The sequence below is a fragment of the Clostridium sp. SHJSY1 genome (assembly GCF_031626875.1).
Classification (GTDB): domain Bacteria; phylum Bacillota; class Clostridia; order Clostridiales; family Clostridiaceae; genus Clostridium.
The window spans coordinates 30,741-50,085 of record NZ_JANDMF010000007.1; the positions used below are offsets into that span (position 1 = coordinate 30,741).

The window sequence follows — 19,345 nt, forward strand, 5'->3', positions numbered from 1 at the left end:
ATATTTTTAGAGTAGGAAGTATAGGTTAAAACTAGACTTCCTACTTTTTGTTTATATTATAAGAGATAAAATGAAAATAAGGAGAATAAGTGGTATAATCTGATTAGAAAATTATACATATTGGAGGCTTTAATATGTTTTTACATAATTTAATCACTCACACACTAGGATTACTTCTTATGACAGTTTCTTTTATCTATTTTATTAAGCAAGTATTTATTAACAAGAAAATTTCTTTAAGGAATGGGGAAAAGAAACCTTTAAGTGAATTAACTTTGTTTCAGAAATGTGGAGTTTTCTTTTTAGGAATATTCAGTTTAGTTATTGGTATTATTATGCTTATTATAGATATTCCTTATATTAAGGATTTCTCAGCCTACAACAATAGCAAATATGAAATAATTGAAAATAGTAATGTAGAAAAGGTACAATGTATAAAAGGTTCCAGGTCACCATCTTATGATTTAATAACTATAAATGGAGTAGATTATAAAGTAGAAGAAGTTAATGAAATAAAAGAAGGTGATAGTGTACAAATATTTTATTTACATAACACAAAAATTATAATGGATTTTAAAATAAATCACTAACAAAATAAAATCTTAATGATATTTAAATGGAAAATCTTTAATCAGTTCATGAAATTTAATTTCCCATTGTAAAAAATCATAGATTGGCAACCTATTTAACCTCCATAAACAAGAAATTTATTATATTATATAAAATTTTAAGAATTTTTACTAATGAAATACCATAATATAAAATACCTTGCAATACAAAGTATTGATGTATATAATTGTAATATACTTTGTAATACAAGGTAAAGGAGCGAAACATTTTGAATAATAATTCTCAAATTCTTAAAGGAATTCTAGAAGGTTGTATACTTAGTATTATTTCTAAAGAAGAAACATATGGATATGAGCTTTTAACAAAATTAAAGAAGAGTGGCTTTGAAGATATAGTAGAAGGAACTCTTTACCCATTACTTCTTAGACTTGAGAAAAATAATATTATAATATCAGAAAAAAAGAAATCAACAACGGGAGTGAATAGAAAATATTATAGATTATCACAAGAAGGGAAGTTAGAGCTTGAAAATTTCATTAGCTATTGGAAGAAGCTATATGTTGATGTGAATAATATTATAGGAGGAAATCTATGAGCATAGTAGGTCAATTAAAAGGAGAATACAAAGAATCTTATTTAAAAATAGTATTGTATTTATCAAGTAGTAATATACCAAGAGAATTTCAGCATGAGGTTAGTGAAGATGTAAAAGATCTATTAATAAGTGCACAGGAAGATGAAATGGATGTTAAAAATATTGTTGGTGATAATATAGAAAAATTTTGTAAAGAGATAATTAAGTCAAAGAAATTTAAGAATAAAAATTTATTTTATATTGTTGATAGTATTTACTTTGCTTTATTCATGTTGATATTATCAAGCCTAGCTTTATGGGTGTTAAAGAGTCCAATGTCTTTAAACATGATATTTATTTATATAATTGATTATATATTTGCTACATTTATTTTTACTAAATGGCTGAGAAAAGGAGCTATACTAACTAAAAGAAATACAAAGAGAATTATCTTAATGATATTATTTTTTATAATATTTATGATTTTAGGTGCTATTGTGAACTTTGTTGCACTTTCTAATTATGTTATTCATATAAATTCTTTATATACGGAAATGGTTTTAATAATTACATTCATATTTACAAATGTAGTGAGAAGAAAATTAAAGGCTAGCTTAAGAGAACAATGTAACCTTTCATAAATATATAGTTTTATATTTATTTAATTTTTAAGGTAGGTGATTTTAGTGAAGGATTGGTTTACTATTGAAAAAATAGATAATAAAACTTATGCAATTAGCGAATATAAACATTGGGAAGAAACACATTGTTATCTACTGTTAGGAAGTAATAAATGCCTTCTAATTGATACAGGCCTTGGAGTGGCGAATATAAGAAAAGCTGTTGAAAGAATTACAAGCTTACCAATTCAAGTTGTTACTACACATGTCCACTGGGATCATATTGGAGGTCATAAGCATTTTGAAAATATTGGAGTTTTTGCAACTGAAAAAGAGTGGTTATCTACAAAGTTTCCAATCCCATTGAATGTTGTAAAAACAAATCTTGCTAAAGCCCCATGTAAGTTTCCAAAAGATTTTAATATAAATGATTATGAGTTATTCCAAGGAGAACCTTCTTTAATATTATATAATGATGACTATATTGAATTAGGCAATAGAAATATCCAAGTTATACATACACCAGGTCATTCACCAGGACATATATGTCTTTATGAAGAGGAGAAAGGATATCTGTATTCAGGTGATTTGATTTATGAAGGAACTTTAGATGCTTTTTATCCAACTACAAATCCCTATGATTTTATGTTATCGGTAAAGAAAACCAAAGACTTAAAAGTAAATAAAATATTACCTGCCCATCATAATTTAAATATAAGTTCAACTCTTATAAATGATATTTATAAAGGGTTTATTCAGATTTATGATAAAGGACAACTAAAACAAGGAAGTGGTATATTTACTTTTAATAATTTCAACATTCATATATAATATTGCAAATAATTTGATCGGGGGATAAAATTTGAAAAAGTTAGGGATAATTTTAACTACTTTAATGCTTTTTGTGATAGTAGGGTGTACAAAACAAAAAGTTGAAAATTATAATTATAATTACAGAGGTGAAAATGAACTTTGGAGTGCTGAATACAATGTAGATGGAAAAAGTAAAATCACTGAAAAAGATGGTAAGATAAATTACTATGGAGATGCTAATTATCAACTTACAGTGAATTATAAAAAGGATTTATCTGAATTGTCTTCTGCAAAACATTTAGAAATATCATATAGGACAGGTACTAAAGCAGGAAATTTGACACAAGACTTTGATGATAATAATCCAGTAGAGAGAGTATATACTTTAAAATCAAGTAGCACAAATGGAGCTATAGAAACTAAAGATGATGTAATAGAAGTGACAATAAATCTTGATGGAAATATACAAACTATCCAATTGAAAAATTGATTTTTACTGGTAATAAAAAGCATTATTAATTTAGTGCTTTTTTGTTTGCAGATGAATTTGTATATTTATACTAACAATGAATTAACAAAAAATCGATAAAAATGGTAAAATAGTAAGATGATTAAAATATTTGTAATAATAGAAAAAGGTTATAAAAGTAAAATTAAGTCTAGGGGGCGAGTTTTTGAATAATGAAAAATTTTTGTTAGTTAAACTACTATCAGGAAAATGTGACGTTATTATTGATAGGGTTAGTGAAAGTTACAAACAAGAAGAGAAAGGATACTACAATCTTAATGGAAATGATAAAGATGTATCTAAAGTTTTAAATAAGGATAATATCTATAAAATAGTTTTTATAATAACTGAAGAAAATGAAGAAACATATATTGGGAGAGAGATTTATTTTGGGGAAGCACAAAAAAATTCTAAGGAGAATTTAGAATTTAACATAGTAGAGAAGGTAAAGTCACAGCTAGTAATTTCTAATTTTTTAGAGCATTTAGGATTGGATTTAGAAAGAGATTTTTATGAAAATTCATATTTAAGTATTGAAACTTCAATGAATTTATATAAACAATTAGAGTTTTCTGTAAAAGATCTATTTGAAATTGATATAGAAGATATTAACAGACAAAAAAAGAAGTATAAGGAAATTCAAGCAGAAGAACAATATCATAAGTTGAGCCAAAAAAATCAATATTGTAGAAGATATATAGGTAAACAATTTACTCCAAGTGATAATTTAGTAATAAGAGGAGAATTTCAAAGAGATAGAGAAAGAATTGTACATGCTAAATCAATGAGAAGATTAGTAGATAAAGCACAAATATTTACCTCTACAAAAGGTGATCATTTCAGAACAAGAATGACACATACCCTAGAAGTTTCACAAATAGCAAGAGGGATATGTAGTAATTTGAATTTACATAATGAGTTAGTAGAGGCTATAGCTTTAGCACATGATATTGGACATACTCCCTTTGGTCATCAAGGAGAACGTACATTAAATTCTATATTAAAAAACGAACTTAAAATAATTAAAAATTGTGATGAACTCAAAATGGGAGGATTTAAACATTCTTTTCAAGGTATTAGAGTATTAAGCCATTTAGAAGAAAAATATTTGGATTTTGATGGCTTAGATGTGTCTTATCAAGTTTTAGAAGGAGTTTTGAAACATACTAATATACAAAAAACAAAAGATTGTGAAAACTGTCATAAGTGTGATGAAAAGAAGTGCTTTAATATTGATGAATTCTTAGTTAATGGAGATAAAGAAAATTTATTTTTAGATTATACATTCCCAACAACTCTAGAAGGACAAATTGTAAATATAGCAGATGAAATTGCACAAAGAGGTCATGATTTAGATGATGCTTTAGCATCTAAGCATTTATCAATTTCTGAACTATTAGAAATATGTAATATAAAAAAGATGGAGAAGATTAGAGATGTTATTGAAGTTATTATAAAAACAGAAAGCAAACTAAAAGGAAAAAATAGAGTTTTTATAGATGAAAATGACATAAAAAGATCTAGAATTGTATCAGGTATTGTAACATTTTTTATAAATGACGTAACTAAAGCTTCTAGATTAAATATAGAAAAGTATATAAATAGTGGTAACGACTTTTTTGAAAAATATAATAGGGTAGATGAACAAATTATAGATTTTAGTGTAGATGGCAAGTTTATATTAAAGTATTTAGAAAAAGTTATAAATAAGAAAGTAATAAATAGTTTTGATGTTTCAAGATTTGATGGTAAGGCGGGCAAAATTGTAGAAAAACTTTTTAAAGCATATTATGAGAATATTATGATTCTTCCAGATGGAACATTAAAGAGAATCTATTTAGATATTAGGAAGTTTAGTAATAATGTAATTGATTTTAGAGATGGAGATATAAATATAGTTAGAGAGGAAATTAACAAGATTTGCAATGTGGATTTAAAAGAATTTAAAGATAAAGATGAGTATCTTGAATATTACAAGAAGAGAAGAGTAATTGTACGGAATATAGCAGATCAGATTTCTGGAATGACTGATAATTTTGCAATTAGTGAATACAAGAAAATATATGATATTACATAGTACAAGCTTTTTATTTCAGTTGAATCTAAAAGAAAATTTGTAATTTTAATTGATTTGGTTGACTAAAATTAGTGTATCATTCATAGTGATAAAAAGATATTTGAGGAAAATGTAAAAAAATAATTAAAATTTCAATATAGTATGTATTTTTAAGTTTACTTGTGCTATATTTTATGGTGTTAATAATAATGGAATTTTAATCCATTATTAATCTATAAATTAATTGTATTCATGCACGAGGAGCGTTGAAAATGAGAGAAAGATCAAAGACAGTCTTTATGATATCAGGAATTGTTTTATTTGCAGTTTTTGGATATTGCTTTAGGGACACAACTAATTCAATATGTTCAGAAAAGATAAGTAACTCAGAGTTATTAAATTTAGATTCAGGAGAAAAAAGTATAGATACTAGTATCACTCCATATGTTTTAAATTCAAAAGTAAAGAGTGATGGATTTTTAACTAAAAATGAAGCTTTAACTGAAATATTTAGAAATGAGATAAATACAGAATCAATTCCTAAATATTTCATTCCAGTGAAAGCTATAGATGGTAATGTGGACAATCTAAAAAAGGTTGAAGAAAGTAATGCCTTTTTATGTAATGATAATAATAAACTTGATAATGGCATATTGATTGAATTGCCAGAATTTAATGAAAATAATAAAACTGATAATTTTATAGTTAAAGATTATAATTCAATAAAGGTTGGAGGAGAAGGAGATATTGATAGGGGAACCATATCCAATACTGGCAATGTTGAATTTTTAAGATAATTTAGAAATAAAGACAGTGATTATAGTCATTGTCTTTATAATTTTATCCAATATCTTTGTGTAAATCTATTTTCTTCTGCAACTTCATTTTCAAGTATTCCATTATTTGAAATAATAGTTTTTGCAGATGCAATATTATTAGAATCACAAGTTATTAGAACTTTTAATAAATTTAGCTCTTTACATTTTTCTAAAGCTAAAGATAACATTTCTTTTGCATATCCTTTTCTACGCTCAGATTTTCTAACACTATATCCAATATGTCCACCAAATTGCGATAAATATTCATTTAATCTATGACGAATGTCTATCATGCCTATAACTTTATTGTCATCTATTCTTATTGCTAAATATGTTGAAGCTGGAACTAAACCTTCTCTTACTGTTTCTTCACTTAAATTATCTTTTATAGCTGAAAGCCATTCTTCAAAAGAAGTAGCATTTTTCAGTCCAGCAGTACCATCCATACTGTCTCCATTAGTAGTGAATTCTTCTTTATAATCTATAACTTGTTTTTTGTAATCTTCAGCAGGTAAAATAAGCTTGATTCTTTTCATAAGATTTTCTCATCTCCATTCATTAAAATTTGCCTCTTTATTTAAACTTCAAATTATATTTATTTCATTATATAATAGATAATAAGAAAAATACAATTTTTACTGCATAAGGAAAACAAGGAGTTAAACAATGAAAAAGTATAATGAAAATAAAAAATTAATAGGGCTGCATAACACGAAAAAACAGATAATCATTAAATTTAAATGGTTATCTGTTTTTTTTGTATTTGTTATAATTATACATTGGAGCATATTTTTCTATGTATATCTTTAGTACCAGTTTCAATAGCCTCTTTGTAATAAGAACATTTACGATTAATTAAATCTAATGATTTTTGTAATTCTTCCATTTGAGCTTCAATGATTTTTTTTCTTTCAAGAAACATTTCATATTTTTCAGCCAATGAACCTTCACCATTCTTTACCCAATCACTAAATTTTTTAATGTCCTTAATTGGCATTCCAGTTTTTTTTAAACATTCTACAATTTCAAGCATACCAATATCTGAATCTGAAAAAACACGATAGCCTGATTCTTTTCTTTCTAAAAATGGTAAAAGACCTTCTTTATCATAGTATCTTATTGTAGAAAGTGGTAAGTTCATCATTTCTGCAACTTCTCTAATTGTATATTTCATAGTACCTCCCATTATTAGTTGTTTTTACATCATATTGATAACATAAAAATATTATAAACAAAAATATGTATATGTACAAACTTTAAAAATTTTATAAAGAAAGTATTGACTTTAAAGTTGGCTTTAGGGTTATAGTCTTCTATGTAGAATAAATCTATGAATAAAAAAACTAAAGGAAAAAGGAGATTGTTATGTTTAATATTTTAAATAAAATAAATTCACCTCTAGATGTAAAAAAACTTTCAATTGAAGAGTTAAACATATTATCCAGTGAGGTTAGAGAAGCTTTACTTAAAAAAGTAAATGCAACTGGTGGTCATATGGGACCAAACTTAGGAATGGTTGAAGCAACAATAGCATTGCACTATGTTTTTAATTCTCCTAAAGATAAGATGGTGTACGATGTTTCACATCAAAGCTATACACATAAGATTTTAACAGGACGTAAAGAAGCCTTTATGAATCCTGATAGATATCATTCAGTTTCTGGATATACTAATCCTAATGAAAGTGAGCATGATTATTTTACAGTTGGACATACTTCAACTTCAGTAAGCCTTGCAACAGGCCTTGCTAAAGGAAGAGATTTAAAAGGAGATAATGAAAATATTATAGCTGTAATAGGAGACGGTTCTTTAAGTGGAGGACAAGCTTATGAAGGGCTTAATAATGCATCAGTTTTAAATAGTAACATTATAGTTTTAGTAAATGATAATGAGATGTCTATTGCAGAAAACCATGGTGGACTGTATCAAAATCTATCTCTTTTAAGAGAAACAAAAGGAAAAGCTGAAAGTAATTTCTTTAAAACTTTGGGTTTTGATTATTACTATATAGAAGATGGGCATAATATAGAAGAATTAATAGAAACTTTTAATAAAGTAAAAGATATAGATCATCCTGTTGTATTACATATGCATACAATTAAAGGAAAAGGCTTAGAAGTAGCAGAGAAGAATAAAGAACAATGGCACTGGTCACTTCAAGGAGCACTTGATGTTAAACCAGAGCAAAAGTTTGAAATGCCAGAAAATTATGCAAGTATTACAAGAGAATTTATAGCTGCTAAATATCAAAAAGATAGAAAAGTTATTGCAATTTCAGCAGCAACACCAATGATTACTGGATTTACTCCTGATTTTAGACAAAAAGCTGGAATTCATTATACAGATGTAGGAATAGCAGAAGAACATGCAGTTGCTTTTGCATCAGGTATAGCAGCAAATGGAGGAAAACCTATTATTGCAATAGCAAGTTCATTTGTACAACGTACTTATGATCAACTATCACATGATTTATCTTTAAATAAAAATTCAGCTGTTATCCTTGTATTTGGAGGTGGAATTTCAGGGAGTGATTCTACACATTTAGGTACTTTTGATATACCATTAATAAGCAATATACCAAACATGGTTTATTTGGCTCCAACATGCAAAGAAGAGTATTTAACTATGTTAAATTGGGCAGCAGATCAAAATGAACATCCAGTATCTATAAGGGTACCAAGTGGTGAGCTCATATCAACAGGAATAGAAGATACAACAGACTATTCTATATTAAATAAGTTTAAGGTTGAAGAAAAGGGAAGTAAAGTTGCTATAGTAGCTTTAGGAAGTTTCTTTAAACTGGGTAAAAAAGTAAAAGCTATGTTAAAGGATAAGCTAGATGTTGATGCTACACTTATAAATCCTCATTTCATAACAGGAATAGATGAGGAATTATTAAAATCATTAGAAAATAATCATAAAGTGGTTGTTACATTAGAAGATGGTCTTGTTGATGGTGGATTTGGAGAAAAGATTACTCGTTTCTATGGTTCATCAGAAATGAAAGTATTGAATTTTGGAAGCAAGAAAGAATTTACTGATAGTGTGCCAGTAGATAAGTTATATGAAAGATATCATTTAACTGATGAGCTTATAGTAAAAGATATAGAGAATTTAATTAAATAGGAATGTCAGGTGTTTGTGTAGCTTTAGGTAGGAAATAGGGTGCATATTATAGGTGAAATTAAGCTTTAGCTATTTATGGTTAGAGCTTAATTTTTTTGTTTTTTCTATGCACATTTAATTTTTTATATATGGAGAAAATAAGATTTATATTAGAAAATATATAATCATTGTCAAGGTAAGGGTGAAAATTATGAAATTCAAAATTTAAAGAGAGGTAGTAATGTGAGTGGAATAAAAGAGCTATATGGGGTGTTAAAAGGAAAAGTTTCTAGATATGATGAATGTGATGCTAGAATCAATACAATTAAGCCACATGTGCATATTTATGTGAAGGTTAATAATATAGAATATGATATTGCAGTTAATACTAAATCTGCTCCGAGAAATCCAATTATAATTAATGGTAAGAAAGTAGAAAATGATCTTTTATATATTGCTAATTCTAAGTTTAATGCTAAACAGATTACTCATTTGCAAAATTTGAAACAGGGATTTTATCCAATAAAATATCATAATGAGTTTGTTTTTCATAGAACAGACTATCCTAAGAAACTACATATAAAGTTCCCTAGCTCTAAATATAATCCTAAAGATATAGCTGTAGACTTTATACGTAGCAACTTATTTAATCCATGTGAAATGAAAGTACTGCCTTCAACTAAAATTGGTCCTGATAATGACTTAGCAGATTTTTTTCAAAAGCAAATAGGAGATAAGGCTATTAAAAAACATGCCATAATTTATGTTTATGGAGGTCATTTCAATAAGGGGAAGGGTATTCATGAAGTTCATATGAATCAAGGAAGTATTGGGGATTATGAATTTTCAAATGGAGTATTTCAAGATGGTTGCATATTGTTACAATATCCCAACAATCATTGGGAAGGAATATTTTTAGCATTTCAATCTCAAACATGGGATACTAATGATAAGACTGGCAATTCAGAAGGAGAATCTTTTATTTATGACCATGAGAGTGGTGAAAGTATATGTAAGCCATTGAAATAAAGCAATGGCTCATAATTGTCTAATTATTCTGCTGATAATACGCTATTTAAAATCATTCCAAAGATTATCAATAAAATCCCAATTAACCCTAAAAGGTCAGGTAATGAATCTCCAAGAAGCAAAATTCCTCCAAGTAGTGAGAATATAACTTCTCCAGACTGAGTGGATTCAATTACAGCTAGCCATTTCTGGTTTGACTTTACATAATCAGTAGCTTTAAAGAATAATAATGTAGCTATTATACCTGAAAATAGTGCAACGCAAAAAGCTTGTACAGTTTGTGATGCTGATGGCAAACCAACATTAGAAACACCAAAGATAGATAATATAAGCCAGAAAGGCAAGCTACATAAAATCATTCCATAAACACGTTCTATTGTTGATATATTATCATCACAAACTTTCATCATCTTTCTATTACCAAGTGGATAGGAAATAGCTGCTACAAGTATTGGTAAAAGTGTTGATAAACTTGCAGCTAAATTTAAATTTTCTATATTATTGAGTTGTAATAAAAAGACGCCAGCTAATATAATTACTGAAGCACATAAATTCTTAAAAGGAATTTTTCTTTTAAATAAAGGTGTAAGAAGTACCCCCATAACTATAGTTATCTGCCATGAAGCTGCAATAAGCCAAGACTCACCATAATCACCGGCATAAGAAAGTGGAGCATAAAAAAGTCCAAAACCAATGGTGCTCCATATAAGCCATTCTTTAAAATGATTTTTAATAGTATTATGAATATTCATAAATCCATATTTCTTTTTAACTATTAAAGCCATAATGGGTAAAGCAAACATAAAACGAAGGCTTGCACTCCATATCCAGCTACCACCAGATAAATTCATACTTCTATTTAAAACAAAAGTAAAGGCGAAAAAGAAGGAACTTATTATTCCTAACATAAATGCTTTTTTCATATGTAATTTCTCCTATATTATAATATACAAAATACACTATAACATATTTTTCTTTGTGTTATCAAATTGAATAAGTATTTATAAAAGGCACTCTAAAAAAATAGAGTACCTTTTCATATTTTGAAAGTATATATTTCTAGTTTAAGTTCCAATTAAATTGACCTTTTTTGTTACCAGTTGCAGTATTTCCAGATTGTACTGGATTTACTTTGTTGTGATTTCTTAAGAATCCCCAACCTTTATTATTAGTAGCGGTGCAATTTTTTACTGTAATCAAGCCACCATTTACACCATTATAAGAATTAGGTCCAAGTTTGAAGCCGTTTCCATCACCATTACCACCAGAACCATTATTCATTGCTTTACAACCAATAAAAGTTATATTTGCTCCAGCTGTATATGTGTCATATCCATCATCACTATTTCCAGTAGCAGAGCAATTCTTCAATGTAATATTTTTAGCACCATTCTTTATTCCAAATCCATCAGCATTTTCACCTTTTTTTGCAGGGTCATAATTATTGTTTGAAATACAACCATCTAATGTTATGTTTGAAACATTGTTTTTCACTTCAATTCCAGCAAATTGGGCCTTGGTAACAGTACAATTCTTTAAAGTTTTTCCAGAACAATCTTGTACACTAATCCCTTGTCTTTTAGCATTATTAATTGTGATCCCTGTAATACTAGCTTTAGATACTATAGCAATAGTATCATTTGGGCATCCAGAAGCATCAATTATAACACCATTTGCAACAATATCTTTTGTAACTTTTACACCTTTAGTAAGCTTATAATTTCCAGCAGGGATTGTACCTCCTTTTTCCAATAAAGCTGCAATGTCAGTAGCTGCATTAGCTTTCATAGGAGCAAATGTTGCACCTATTGATAATGCTAAAAATGCAGTTGTAAGAATTGAAATAGCTTTTTTTTTCATTGTATACCACTCCTTAAATTTTAAATTTGTGTAATTAAACAAAAAAGTTGAAAAATAATTAAATATTCTGACAATATAAGATTAAATTAAAAGAGATATAAAATAAATAGATTTAGCTTGAAGTATAAAAAGTAATTCTTGAAATGAATATAGATATGTTTTAAGTGTAGTTTTTATTATATTAGTATACTAATTAAAATGATCAGATGAATATTAATATGAATTATAATTATAATTACAAGTATAACTAGGGTTCAATTACAAATAATATTTAGAGGTGTTATAACCATCTAATAAAAAAGCAGGAGGACGAAAAAATGGATATAGGAAATAGAGATGAAAATATGTATCAAGCATGTATAGATGCTTGTAATAGGTGTGCACAAATATGTAATGAATGCTTTCAAGCATGCTTAAATGAACCTGATGTTAATGAAAGAAGGAATTGTATTAGTCTTTTAAATGAATGTGCACAAATGTGTCAGATGTCATCTTCAATTATGTCAACTAATGGACAATTTTTAAGAGAACATTGTGAGTTATGTGCTAATATTTGCGAAAAGTGTGGAGCAGAATGCGATATGTTTAAAGATGACCATTGTAGAAACTGTGCTACAGAATGTTATGCTTGTATGGATGAGTGCAGAAGAATGGGTGCTATGTTATAGAAGAACTGTAGAATTTATTTGTTAAAGAGTATTGCTTAGAAATTTGGTGATACTCTTTATTGTTTTTATAATGTAAATAAAGAAACAAATAAAAAAAGCTATAGTATTAAACTATAGCTCATAACAATCAAAAATTATCTTCTGTTGTTTTGTTGTTTCTTTGCTCTTCTGCAATCTGCACATCTTACAGGTTCATTTGTGAATCCTTTTTCCTTGTAGAATTCTTGTTCTCCTACAGTAAATACGAATTCGTTTCCGCAATCTTTACATACTAATGTCTTATCGTTCATATTGAAAATCCTCCTATTTTAAAGATTCTAAATTGATAATAATCTCTAAACAAGAGAAACTAATTATCGAAATAAAACTTTATTCTTTATAGCAAATTTCTGCTACTCATCAATACTAACACATGCAATTATATAATGCAAGATATTTTTGAAATTATTTTTAATAAATTTCTGATTTTTCAAAAACATAAAGAATTACAAACTCTTTATGCTTGTAAATGTCTTCAAAATGTTAAGAAGTTTCAATGTGGAATTGTATAAAAATTTGATGGGAAATTTTATTTATGATATATGTAATGTAATAAATATTATTTACACTTGGAATAGCCTCCATGGAAGCTTTGGGAAGTATAACCAGATTAATTGCCATAACAGATGAAATAAAGGAAAGACAGAAAGGCTGCAGCATAAATTCTCTATTAGTAGTTTAGGTGATGTGATAAGACTTAAAGGACTTATTTCTAAAGAATATATATAAAATACATTTATAGTAAAATTTATATCTTAAATTATCAACAAAAAGATATAGGATTTCTTTATGTAGTAAAGTATTTAATTATCAATTAAAGCCAGCCTATAAAAATATTTTATGAATGTGCTAATTTTTTCATCTTGCACCGTTATATAGTGTGTAAGAGCTTTTACAAATACAGAAATGAGTGAGGGGACTATGAAAATAAATGATAAAAACTTCATCAAAGCATTGAAAAAAGGAAAAGAGGATGCTTTAGAGTGGACATATGATAGATATATACCTTTAGTTAAAAGCATTGTTCATAAAGTACTGATAAAATTTGAAGATAATGGAGTTATAGAAGAATGTATAAATGATGTGTTTTTAGCAGTATGGAACAACTCAGATAAGTTTCATGGTGATGAAAATAATTTTAGAAATTGGATATGTTCTATAGCTAAGTTTAAAGCAATTGATTATTATAGGAGTTTAGTAAATAAGTCAGAAATTATTTTAGATTCAATTGATTTGAAAGAGAAATATACATTAGAAGAAGAAATTTTAATAAATGAAAATAGAAATGACATGATGAAGTTATTAAACGAACTTGAATTTATAGACAAAGAAATATTTATTATGAAGTATTTTTTAGGGCTAAAGGCTGAGGAAATTGGAAAAAGGCTTAATTTAAGTAAATCTTCAGTTGATAGTAGGATTTATAGAAATAAGAAAAAGCTCAAAGATAAGGCTATTAAATTTAAGTTGGAGGTAATTTAATTATGAAGGACATATATGAATTGTTAAGTGAAATAAATATAAATTCTAATGATGTTGAAGAAATAGAAGTAAGTGAATTTGAAAGAGAAAAAGGAAAAAGAAAATTAATGAATTCTTTAAATACAAAGAAAAGGGGCAAGAAAAAAATAGTTGTAGCAGTAGCATCATTAGTTTTAATTAGTCTTGTATCTATGACTATAGTAACTCCAACTTGGGCTGAAAGCATACCAATAATAGGAGAACTAGTACAAAAGAGATTAGTTGATGTAAATAAACAATATGAAGACTATATGAATACAGTAGGACAAACTAAATCACAAGAGGGGATAGATGTAACTTTTGAAAATGCAGTTGCAGATAATAATATGTTCACTTTTAGCTTTATAGTGAAAAATAATAATACAGAAACAAAAAATGCAGAAATACCATTTATTCCAATTTCATTAAGGATTAATGGGAAAAATATAAATACTAGTGGTAGTTATGAGCGTAAAGCTGTAGATGATAATACAGCCCAATATTTATGGACAATTCCATGGAATTATACTGAGCTTCCTAGATATTTAAATGTAGATATGGAAATTCCAGAACTATATGGCAAAGAAGGGGAGTGGGGAGTTAAATTTTCAATAGATACTAGAGATCTTAAAAAGAATACTTATATTAAGGAATTAGAAAATAAATTTACAACGAACGATACTAATTTCTATTTAGATGAAATAACGATATCACCATTAACAACTAATATTAAGTACTATGCAGAAAGTCATGACTATAATGATTCATGTATGAATTTTTTAATTATAGATCAAGATGGAAATGAATGCAAATTTTCTGGAGGAACTAGTATAAATAAAGATTGTAAAGGTGGAGAAGAAGGTAAAATAAAATCAAGTATGAATTATATTAATACTGAAAATATATCTTCATTAAAGTTAATTCCAATTTGTAGTGATAAGAATTATACAAAGAAGCAAATAGATAGTAAAAGAATTGACTTGGATAATTTTTCTCCATTCAAAATTAAACTAACTGATAGTGTATCAATCGATGTTGAAAATTTCAGAATAGATGAAGAAAATTTAATAGTTAAATATAATTTTGAATATGCAGGGAAGAAAATATGTATAGGTTCTCCAGAAGATTTTGGAATTAAGGCAGATGGAGTAATGTTAAAAGAAAATGATGATATGGATTTGTTTAGAAAATATGATTCTGAAGATTCTCGAGTTAGTATTTATAAAATTGGTAAAGTTAAGGATATTGAAATGGAGTTCTATGATAAGATGGCTGAAAGATTACATGAAAATGAAGCAATAACAGTTACTAAAAAATAATTTTAAAGAAATTAGGAATAATAAATGGTGAACTACTCTAAAAGATACACTTGTTATGAAATTTATTGTTTGAAACAGTATAGTTATGCTGAAAGGAGACATTATTTTGCTAAAGAAGAAAAATATTAATGAAAGAAAGTCTCAAAGTGAAGAAGCAAATATTTTATTAAGAATAATAACTTTCATAGCAGGAGTTTTCACCATTGTAATAGTTGCTTTACTAGAAAAAAGTTATTCAAGTTTTAATTTATATATGATTATATCAGGTCTATTATTTACAGTTATATATTTATTTATATTTGTATTAACATTTACAAGTGACTATGTAAAAAGAAAAGCTACAAACATTTTATACACCATATATTATTTATCTAGCATTTCTATGTTATGTTCTTTATATATGAATAAGGGTAATGAAAATTTTATAAAAATACTTTTGTTAGTTACATTTGCTGTAATACTAGGACTTAGGCAAATGGTTCATTTAGTGATATATATTATAGTTATGTCTATTTCAATTATTGGCATTTTTCTTTCTTTTAAGAACAATACTCAAGATAATTTAATAAACTTAACCATTTTTGCAATGTTCTTTATACTTTCTTATGTAAATTTTAAATCAAAACTTATTACAGAAGAAGCACTTTTAGATGCAGAAGAGAATGTAAAGCAAATGGCATATTTTGATGCGGTCACAGGACTTCCAAACCGTTATAAGTTAAATATTTATGTTGAAGAATTGTTAAAAAAAATCGCTGGAAGAGATGTAAGTTTTGCAATATTATTTATTGATTTAGATAATTTCAAGAATATAAATGATTCTTTAGGTCATAATTTTGGTGATAAGACACTTGATGAAGTGGCTAAAATTCTTGTAAACTGTGTGAGAAAGGATGATATTGTTTCAAGATATGGTGGAGATGAATTCATAATCATAGTAAATAATATAAGTAAAAAAGAAAGTGTTTTAATCGCTAATAGAATTATTAATGAATTCAAGAAACCGTTATTAATCGATGGTAATGAAATATATACTTCAACCAGTATAGGTATAAGCCTATATCCTTCAGATGGTGTTACAGTAGATTCTCTAATAAAGAATGCAGATGCTGCAATGTATGAAGCTAAAAGCAATGGCAAGAACAATTTTTGTTTCTTTAATAAAGATTTTAATGAAATAATAACAAGAAGAGTAGAATTGGAGAATGGATTGAGAAGAGCTCTTGAAAGGGAAGAATTTTATTTACACTATCAGCCACAAGTATATCTTGAAACAGGAGAACTATGGGGAATAGAAGCGTTGATAAGATGGAATCATCCAACTCTTGGAATAATTTCTCCTTTAGAATTTATTCCTATAGCTGAAGAAATGTCACTTATTACATCTATTGGAGAATGGGTTATAGGAAAAGCTTGCAAACAAAATAAACTTTGGCAAGATGAGGGGTTAGATATTGTTCCAATTGGAATTAATGTATCTGCACTCCAATTAAAAGATTCAAATTTTGTTGAAGTTGTAAAGATGTATCTTAATAAAACTAAACTTGATTCTAAATATATTGTAATTGAGTTAACAGAAAGTATTATGCAGGATATGAATAAAATTTCAGAAGTGGTAAATAATTTGAAATCTTTAGGAGTAAAGGTGGCTATAGATGATTTTGGAACAGGTTATTCTTCATTAAGTCTTTTAAAAAATTTGAATATAGATATTTTAAAAATTGATCCATATTTTATAAAAGATATAGACAGTAACTTAAATACAGTAGCAATAATAAATTTTATTTGTGAAATGGGAAATAAATTGAAGTTTAATACTTTAATAGAGGGAATAGAAAGTTTAGAGCAATCTAATATATTAAATAAAAATGGTTGCAGATTGGGGCAAGGGTATCTTTTTAGTAAACCTCTAGATGCGGCTGAAGTAAAAAAACATTTAAAAAATAAATAAAAAATGTAAAACTTAGATAAACTAATGTATATAGTTATTTTTCTAAGTTTTTTTGTTTTTATATTTACAAAGCTGAAGTTTTCTAATGTTTTAGAACTGGATGTTTCTAGTGTTTAAATAAAGTAAATGGAATTATTTATGTGAAAAATGATTGGTTTTGAATGAAGTTGAATGTTTTTGAATAAAAATCGTTGACAGGTGATTTTTTTTGAAGTATATTAGAGACAAGGAAGTGATGTAAATGTTAACAGAAGAAAGACATAGATTAATATTAAGTAAATTAGAGAATGAATCAGTAGTATATGTTAATGATTTAGTTAACTATTTAAAATCATCCGAATCTACTATAAGAAGAGACTTAAATACACTTCATAATCAAGGTAAATTAAAAAAGGTTCATGGAGGTGCTACATCTTTAAATCAGGAATCTATAAATACAAAAGAAGAGATAGTTGAGTTAAGACAAAATTTAAATTTAGATGAAAAGCTAAAGATAGCAAAAGAAGCAGCAAAGCTCATTAAACCAAATGACATGGTATATCTTGATGCAGGAACAACCACTGAATTAATGATAGGATTTATTGAAGAAAAGAATGCAGTTTTTGTTACTAATGGAATAGTACATGCTAAGAAATTAATTCAAAATCATTGTAAAACCTTCATCCTAGGTGGGGAGCTAAAGTTAACAACTGAAGCTATAGTAGGTGTAGAGGCAATAAATAGTCTAAGAAAATATAATTTCACCAAAGCTTTTCTTGGAACAAATGGAATAGATATAGAAAGAGGGTATACAACCCCTGATATAAGTGAAGCCATGGTTAAGGAAGAGGCAATGTATAGAAGTAAGAAATCTTATATTTTATGTGATAAATCAAAATTTAAACTAATAAGTTCTATAACTTTTGGGGAAATTAATAAAGCAATAATAATTACAACAAAATTGAAAGATAAATCATACAAAGAATTAACAAAAATAATGGAGGTGGAGGATTAGTGATTTATACGATTACTTTTAATCCTGCCTTAGACTATATAGTCAAGGTGAATGATTTTGAATTAGGGGCAGTAAACAGGACTTATTCAGAAGATATATATGCAGGTGGTAAAGGTATAAATGTATCTATAGTTTTAAAAAATCTAGGAATAGAAAATAAGGCACTTGGATACATAGCAGGATTTACTGGTAAAGAAATTGAAAGAAAAGTTAAAGAATTTGGATGTACTACTGACTTCATAGAACTGAAAGAAGGAATGTCTAGAATTAATGTAAAGATTAAGGCAGATCATGAAACTGAAATCAATGGTAATGGACCAGCAATTAATAAGGATGAACTAGAAAAACTTTTCACTAAATTGGAAACCTTATCACAAGATGATATTCTTGTTTTAGCTGGAAGTATACCAAACACATTACCAGAAGATATATATGAAACTATAATGAAGAAATTACAAAACAAAGGAATCAAATTTATAGTAGACACAACTGGTGATTTATTAATGAATGTATTAAAGTATAAACCATTTTTAATTAAACCAAATCACCATGAATTAGCGGAATTATTTAATGTAGAACTAAAAAGTAAAGAAGACATAGTTCAATATGCTAAAAAGTTAGTTGAGCTTGGAGCACAAAATGTTTTAATATCAATGGCTGGAGATGGAGCAATACTTATAAATTCAAATTTAGATGTATTTATGAGTGAAGTACCAAAAGGAATTCTAAAAAACTCCGTAGGTGCTGGAGATTCTATGGTTGCTGGGTTTATTGCAGGTTACTTAAAAAATAGAGAGTTAGTTGAAGCTTTCAAAATGGGGGTTGCAACAGGAAGTGCTAGTGCTTTCTCTGAAGGGCTAGCTACAGAAGACAAAGTTTATGAATTACTTGAACAGATAAAATAATTTTTAGGAGGCAAGT

General features: G+C 27.2%; 20 protein-coding genes. 15 read left to right on the forward strand and 5 right to left on the reverse strand.

The window, feature by feature from the left end; all coding sequences use genetic code 11:
- Positions 1-134: 134 nt before the first annotated feature.
- From NNC19_RS05820 to NNC19_RS05850, 7 genes are all read left to right on the forward strand, one after another.
- The gene (locus NNC19_RS05820) at positions 135-590 is read left to right on the forward strand and encodes a hypothetical protein (RefSeq protein WP_310937684.1); all 456 of its coding nucleotides are present in this window, start codon (positions 135-137) and stop codon (positions 588-590) included.
- A gap of 248 nt (positions 591-838) precedes the next feature.
- Positions 839-1,165 carry a PadR family transcriptional regulator gene (locus NNC19_RS05825; RefSeq protein ID WP_310937685.1) on the forward strand — a complete coding sequence of 109 codons (327 nt, stop codon included), beginning with the start codon at positions 839-841 and terminating at the stop codon, positions 1,163-1,165.
- Complete coding sequence (locus tag NNC19_RS05830; protein ID WP_310937686.1) at positions 1,162-1,785, forward strand: DUF1048 domain-containing protein; 624 nt, start codon at positions 1,162-1,164, stop codon at positions 1,783-1,785. The genes NNC19_RS05825 and NNC19_RS05830 overlap by 4 nt, the downstream gene beginning before the upstream one ends.
- A 45-nt stretch (positions 1,786-1,830) precedes the next feature.
- Positions 1,831-2,595: an MBL fold metallo-hydrolase gene (locus tag NNC19_RS05835; protein WP_310937687.1), complete on the forward strand. Its 765-nt coding sequence runs from the start codon at positions 1,831-1,833 to the stop codon at positions 2,593-2,595.
- Positions 2,596-2,626: 31 nt separating this feature from the next.
- The gene (locus NNC19_RS05840) at positions 2,627-3,067 is read left to right on the forward strand and encodes a hypothetical protein (protein WP_310937688.1); all 441 of its coding nucleotides are present in this window, start codon (positions 2,627-2,629) and stop codon (positions 3,065-3,067) included.
- Positions 3,068-3,251: 184 nt separating this feature from the next.
- On the forward strand, positions 3,252-5,162 hold the full coding sequence (locus tag NNC19_RS05845; protein WP_310937689.1) for a dGTP triphosphohydrolase: 1,911 nt from the start codon (positions 3,252-3,254) through the stop codon (positions 5,160-5,162).
- 251 nt (positions 5,163-5,413) lie between these two features.
- A complete protein-coding gene (locus NNC19_RS05850) occupies positions 5,414-5,938 on the forward strand; it encodes a hypothetical protein (protein WP_310937690.1) in 525 nt (174 codons plus the stop codon).
- A gap of 35 nt (positions 5,939-5,973) precedes the next feature.
- On the opposite strand, the gene NNC19_RS05855 is transcribed toward NNC19_RS05850, so the two are convergent.
- Positions 5,974-6,495 (reverse strand): GNAT family N-acetyltransferase, encoded by a 522-nt coding sequence (locus NNC19_RS05855; protein WP_310937691.1) that lies wholly within the window; start codon positions 6,493-6,495, stop codon positions 5,974-5,976.
- Positions 6,496-6,731: 236 nt separating this feature from the next.
- Positions 6,732-7,133, reverse strand: coding sequence for a MerR family transcriptional regulator (locus NNC19_RS05860; protein ID WP_310937692.1), 402 nt, complete (start codon positions 7,131-7,133; stop codon positions 6,732-6,734).
- Between the two features lie 191 nt (positions 7,134-7,324).
- Between NNC19_RS05860 and NNC19_RS05865 the strand changes: the two genes are divergently transcribed.
- Both NNC19_RS05865 and NNC19_RS05870 read left to right on the forward strand, forming a co-directional pair.
- Entirely contained in the window at positions 7,325-9,085 is a 1,761-nt protein-coding gene (locus tag NNC19_RS05865; RefSeq protein WP_310937693.1) for a 1-deoxy-D-xylulose-5-phosphate synthase, read from the forward strand.
- Between the two features lie 222 nt (positions 9,086-9,307).
- Positions 9,308-10,093: a YukJ family protein gene (locus NNC19_RS05870; protein ID WP_310937694.1), complete on the forward strand. Its 786-nt coding sequence runs from the start codon at positions 9,308-9,310 to the stop codon at positions 10,091-10,093.
- Positions 10,094-10,116: 23 nt separating this feature from the next.
- On the opposite strand, the gene NNC19_RS05875 is transcribed toward NNC19_RS05870, so the two are convergent.
- Both NNC19_RS05875 and NNC19_RS05880 read right to left on the reverse strand, forming a co-directional pair.
- On the reverse strand, positions 10,117-11,016 hold the full coding sequence (locus tag NNC19_RS05875) for a multidrug resistance efflux transporter family protein (RefSeq protein WP_310937695.1): 900 nt from the start codon (positions 11,014-11,016) through the stop codon (positions 10,117-10,119).
- Between the two features lie 136 nt (positions 11,017-11,152).
- Entirely contained in the window at positions 11,153-11,953 is an 801-nt protein-coding gene (locus tag NNC19_RS05880; RefSeq protein ID WP_310937696.1) for a right-handed parallel beta-helix repeat-containing protein, read from the reverse strand.
- Between the two features lie 317 nt (positions 11,954-12,270).
- Between NNC19_RS05880 and NNC19_RS05885 the strand changes: the two genes are divergently transcribed.
- A complete protein-coding gene (locus NNC19_RS05885; RefSeq protein ID WP_310937697.1) occupies positions 12,271-12,621 on the forward strand; it encodes a four-helix bundle copper-binding protein in 351 nt (116 codons plus the stop codon).
- A gap of 134 nt (positions 12,622-12,755) precedes the next feature.
- Here the strand turns inward: NNC19_RS05885 and NNC19_RS05890 are convergent, their stop codons facing one another.
- Positions 12,756-12,911 (reverse strand): zinc-ribbon domain-containing protein, encoded by a 156-nt coding sequence (locus tag NNC19_RS05890; RefSeq protein WP_310937698.1) that lies wholly within the window; start codon positions 12,909-12,911, stop codon positions 12,756-12,758.
- 670 nt (positions 12,912-13,581) lie between these two features.
- Here NNC19_RS05890 and NNC19_RS05895 point away from each other — a divergent pair.
- The 5 genes from NNC19_RS05895 to pfkB all read left to right on the forward strand — a co-directional run bounded on the left by NNC19_RS05895 (position 13,582) and on the right by pfkB (position 19,329).
- The gene (locus NNC19_RS05895) at positions 13,582-14,142 is read left to right on the forward strand and encodes a sigma-70 family RNA polymerase sigma factor (RefSeq protein WP_310937699.1); all 561 of its coding nucleotides are present in this window, start codon (positions 13,582-13,584) and stop codon (positions 14,140-14,142) included.
- 2 nt (positions 14,143-14,144) lie between these two features.
- Complete coding sequence (locus NNC19_RS05900; protein ID WP_310937700.1) at positions 14,145-15,479, forward strand: DUF4179 domain-containing protein; 1,335 nt, start codon at positions 14,145-14,147, stop codon at positions 15,477-15,479.
- A gap of 106 nt (positions 15,480-15,585) precedes the next feature.
- Positions 15,586-17,430 carry an EAL domain-containing protein gene (locus NNC19_RS05905; RefSeq protein ID WP_310937701.1) on the forward strand — a complete coding sequence of 615 codons (1,845 nt, stop codon included), beginning with the start codon at positions 15,586-15,588 and terminating at the stop codon, positions 17,428-17,430.
- 241 nt (positions 17,431-17,671) lie between these two features.
- A complete protein-coding gene (locus NNC19_RS05910) occupies positions 17,672-18,424 on the forward strand; it encodes a DeoR/GlpR family DNA-binding transcription regulator (RefSeq protein ID WP_310937702.1) in 753 nt (250 codons plus the stop codon).
- Positions 18,424-19,329: a 1-phosphofructokinase gene (pfkB, locus tag NNC19_RS05915; protein ID WP_310937703.1), complete on the forward strand. Its 906-nt coding sequence runs from the start codon at positions 18,424-18,426 to the stop codon at positions 19,327-19,329. Before NNC19_RS05910 ends, pfkB begins: the two co-directional genes overlap by 1 nt.
- Positions 19,330-19,345: the final 16 nt, after the last annotated feature.

Coding starts and splice junctions, on each gene's coding strand:
- NNC19_RS05890 (WP_310937698.1), bottom strand. CDS start 12,911: ATGAACGATAAGACATTAGTATGTAAAGATTGCGGAAACGAATTCGTA.
- NNC19_RS05820 (WP_310937684.1), top strand. CDS start 135: ATGTTTTTACATAATTTAATCACTCACACACTAGGATTACTTCTTATG.
- NNC19_RS05860 (WP_310937692.1), bottom strand. CDS start 7,133: ATGAAATATACAATTAGAGAAGTTGCAGAAATGATGAACTTACCACTT.
- NNC19_RS05895 (WP_310937699.1), top strand. CDS start 13,582: ATGAAAATAAATGATAAAAACTTCATCAAAGCATTGAAAAAAGGAAAA.
- NNC19_RS05885 (WP_310937697.1), top strand. CDS start 12,271: ATGGATATAGGAAATAGAGATGAAAATATGTATCAAGCATGTATAGAT.
- NNC19_RS05910 (WP_310937702.1), top strand. CDS start 17,672: ATGTTAACAGAAGAAAGACATAGATTAATATTAAGTAAATTAGAGAAT.
- NNC19_RS05880 (WP_310937696.1), bottom strand. CDS start 11,953: ATGAAAAAAAAAGCTATTTCAATTCTTACAACTGCATTTTTAGCATTA.
- NNC19_RS05865 (WP_310937693.1), top strand. CDS start 7,325: ATGTTTAATATTTTAAATAAAATAAATTCACCTCTAGATGTAAAAAAA.
- NNC19_RS05830 (WP_310937686.1), top strand. CDS start 1,162: ATGAGCATAGTAGGTCAATTAAAAGGAGAATACAAAGAATCTTATTTA.
- NNC19_RS05875 (WP_310937695.1), bottom strand. CDS start 11,016: ATGAAAAAAGCATTTATGTTAGGAATAATAAGTTCCTTCTTTTTCGCC.
- NNC19_RS05900 (WP_310937700.1), top strand. CDS start 14,145: ATGAAGGACATATATGAATTGTTAAGTGAAATAAATATAAATTCTAAT.
- NNC19_RS05850 (WP_310937690.1), top strand. CDS start 5,414: ATGAGAGAAAGATCAAAGACAGTCTTTATGATATCAGGAATTGTTTTA.
- NNC19_RS05855 (WP_310937691.1), bottom strand. CDS start 6,495: ATGAAAAGAATCAAGCTTATTTTACCTGCTGAAGATTACAAAAAACAA.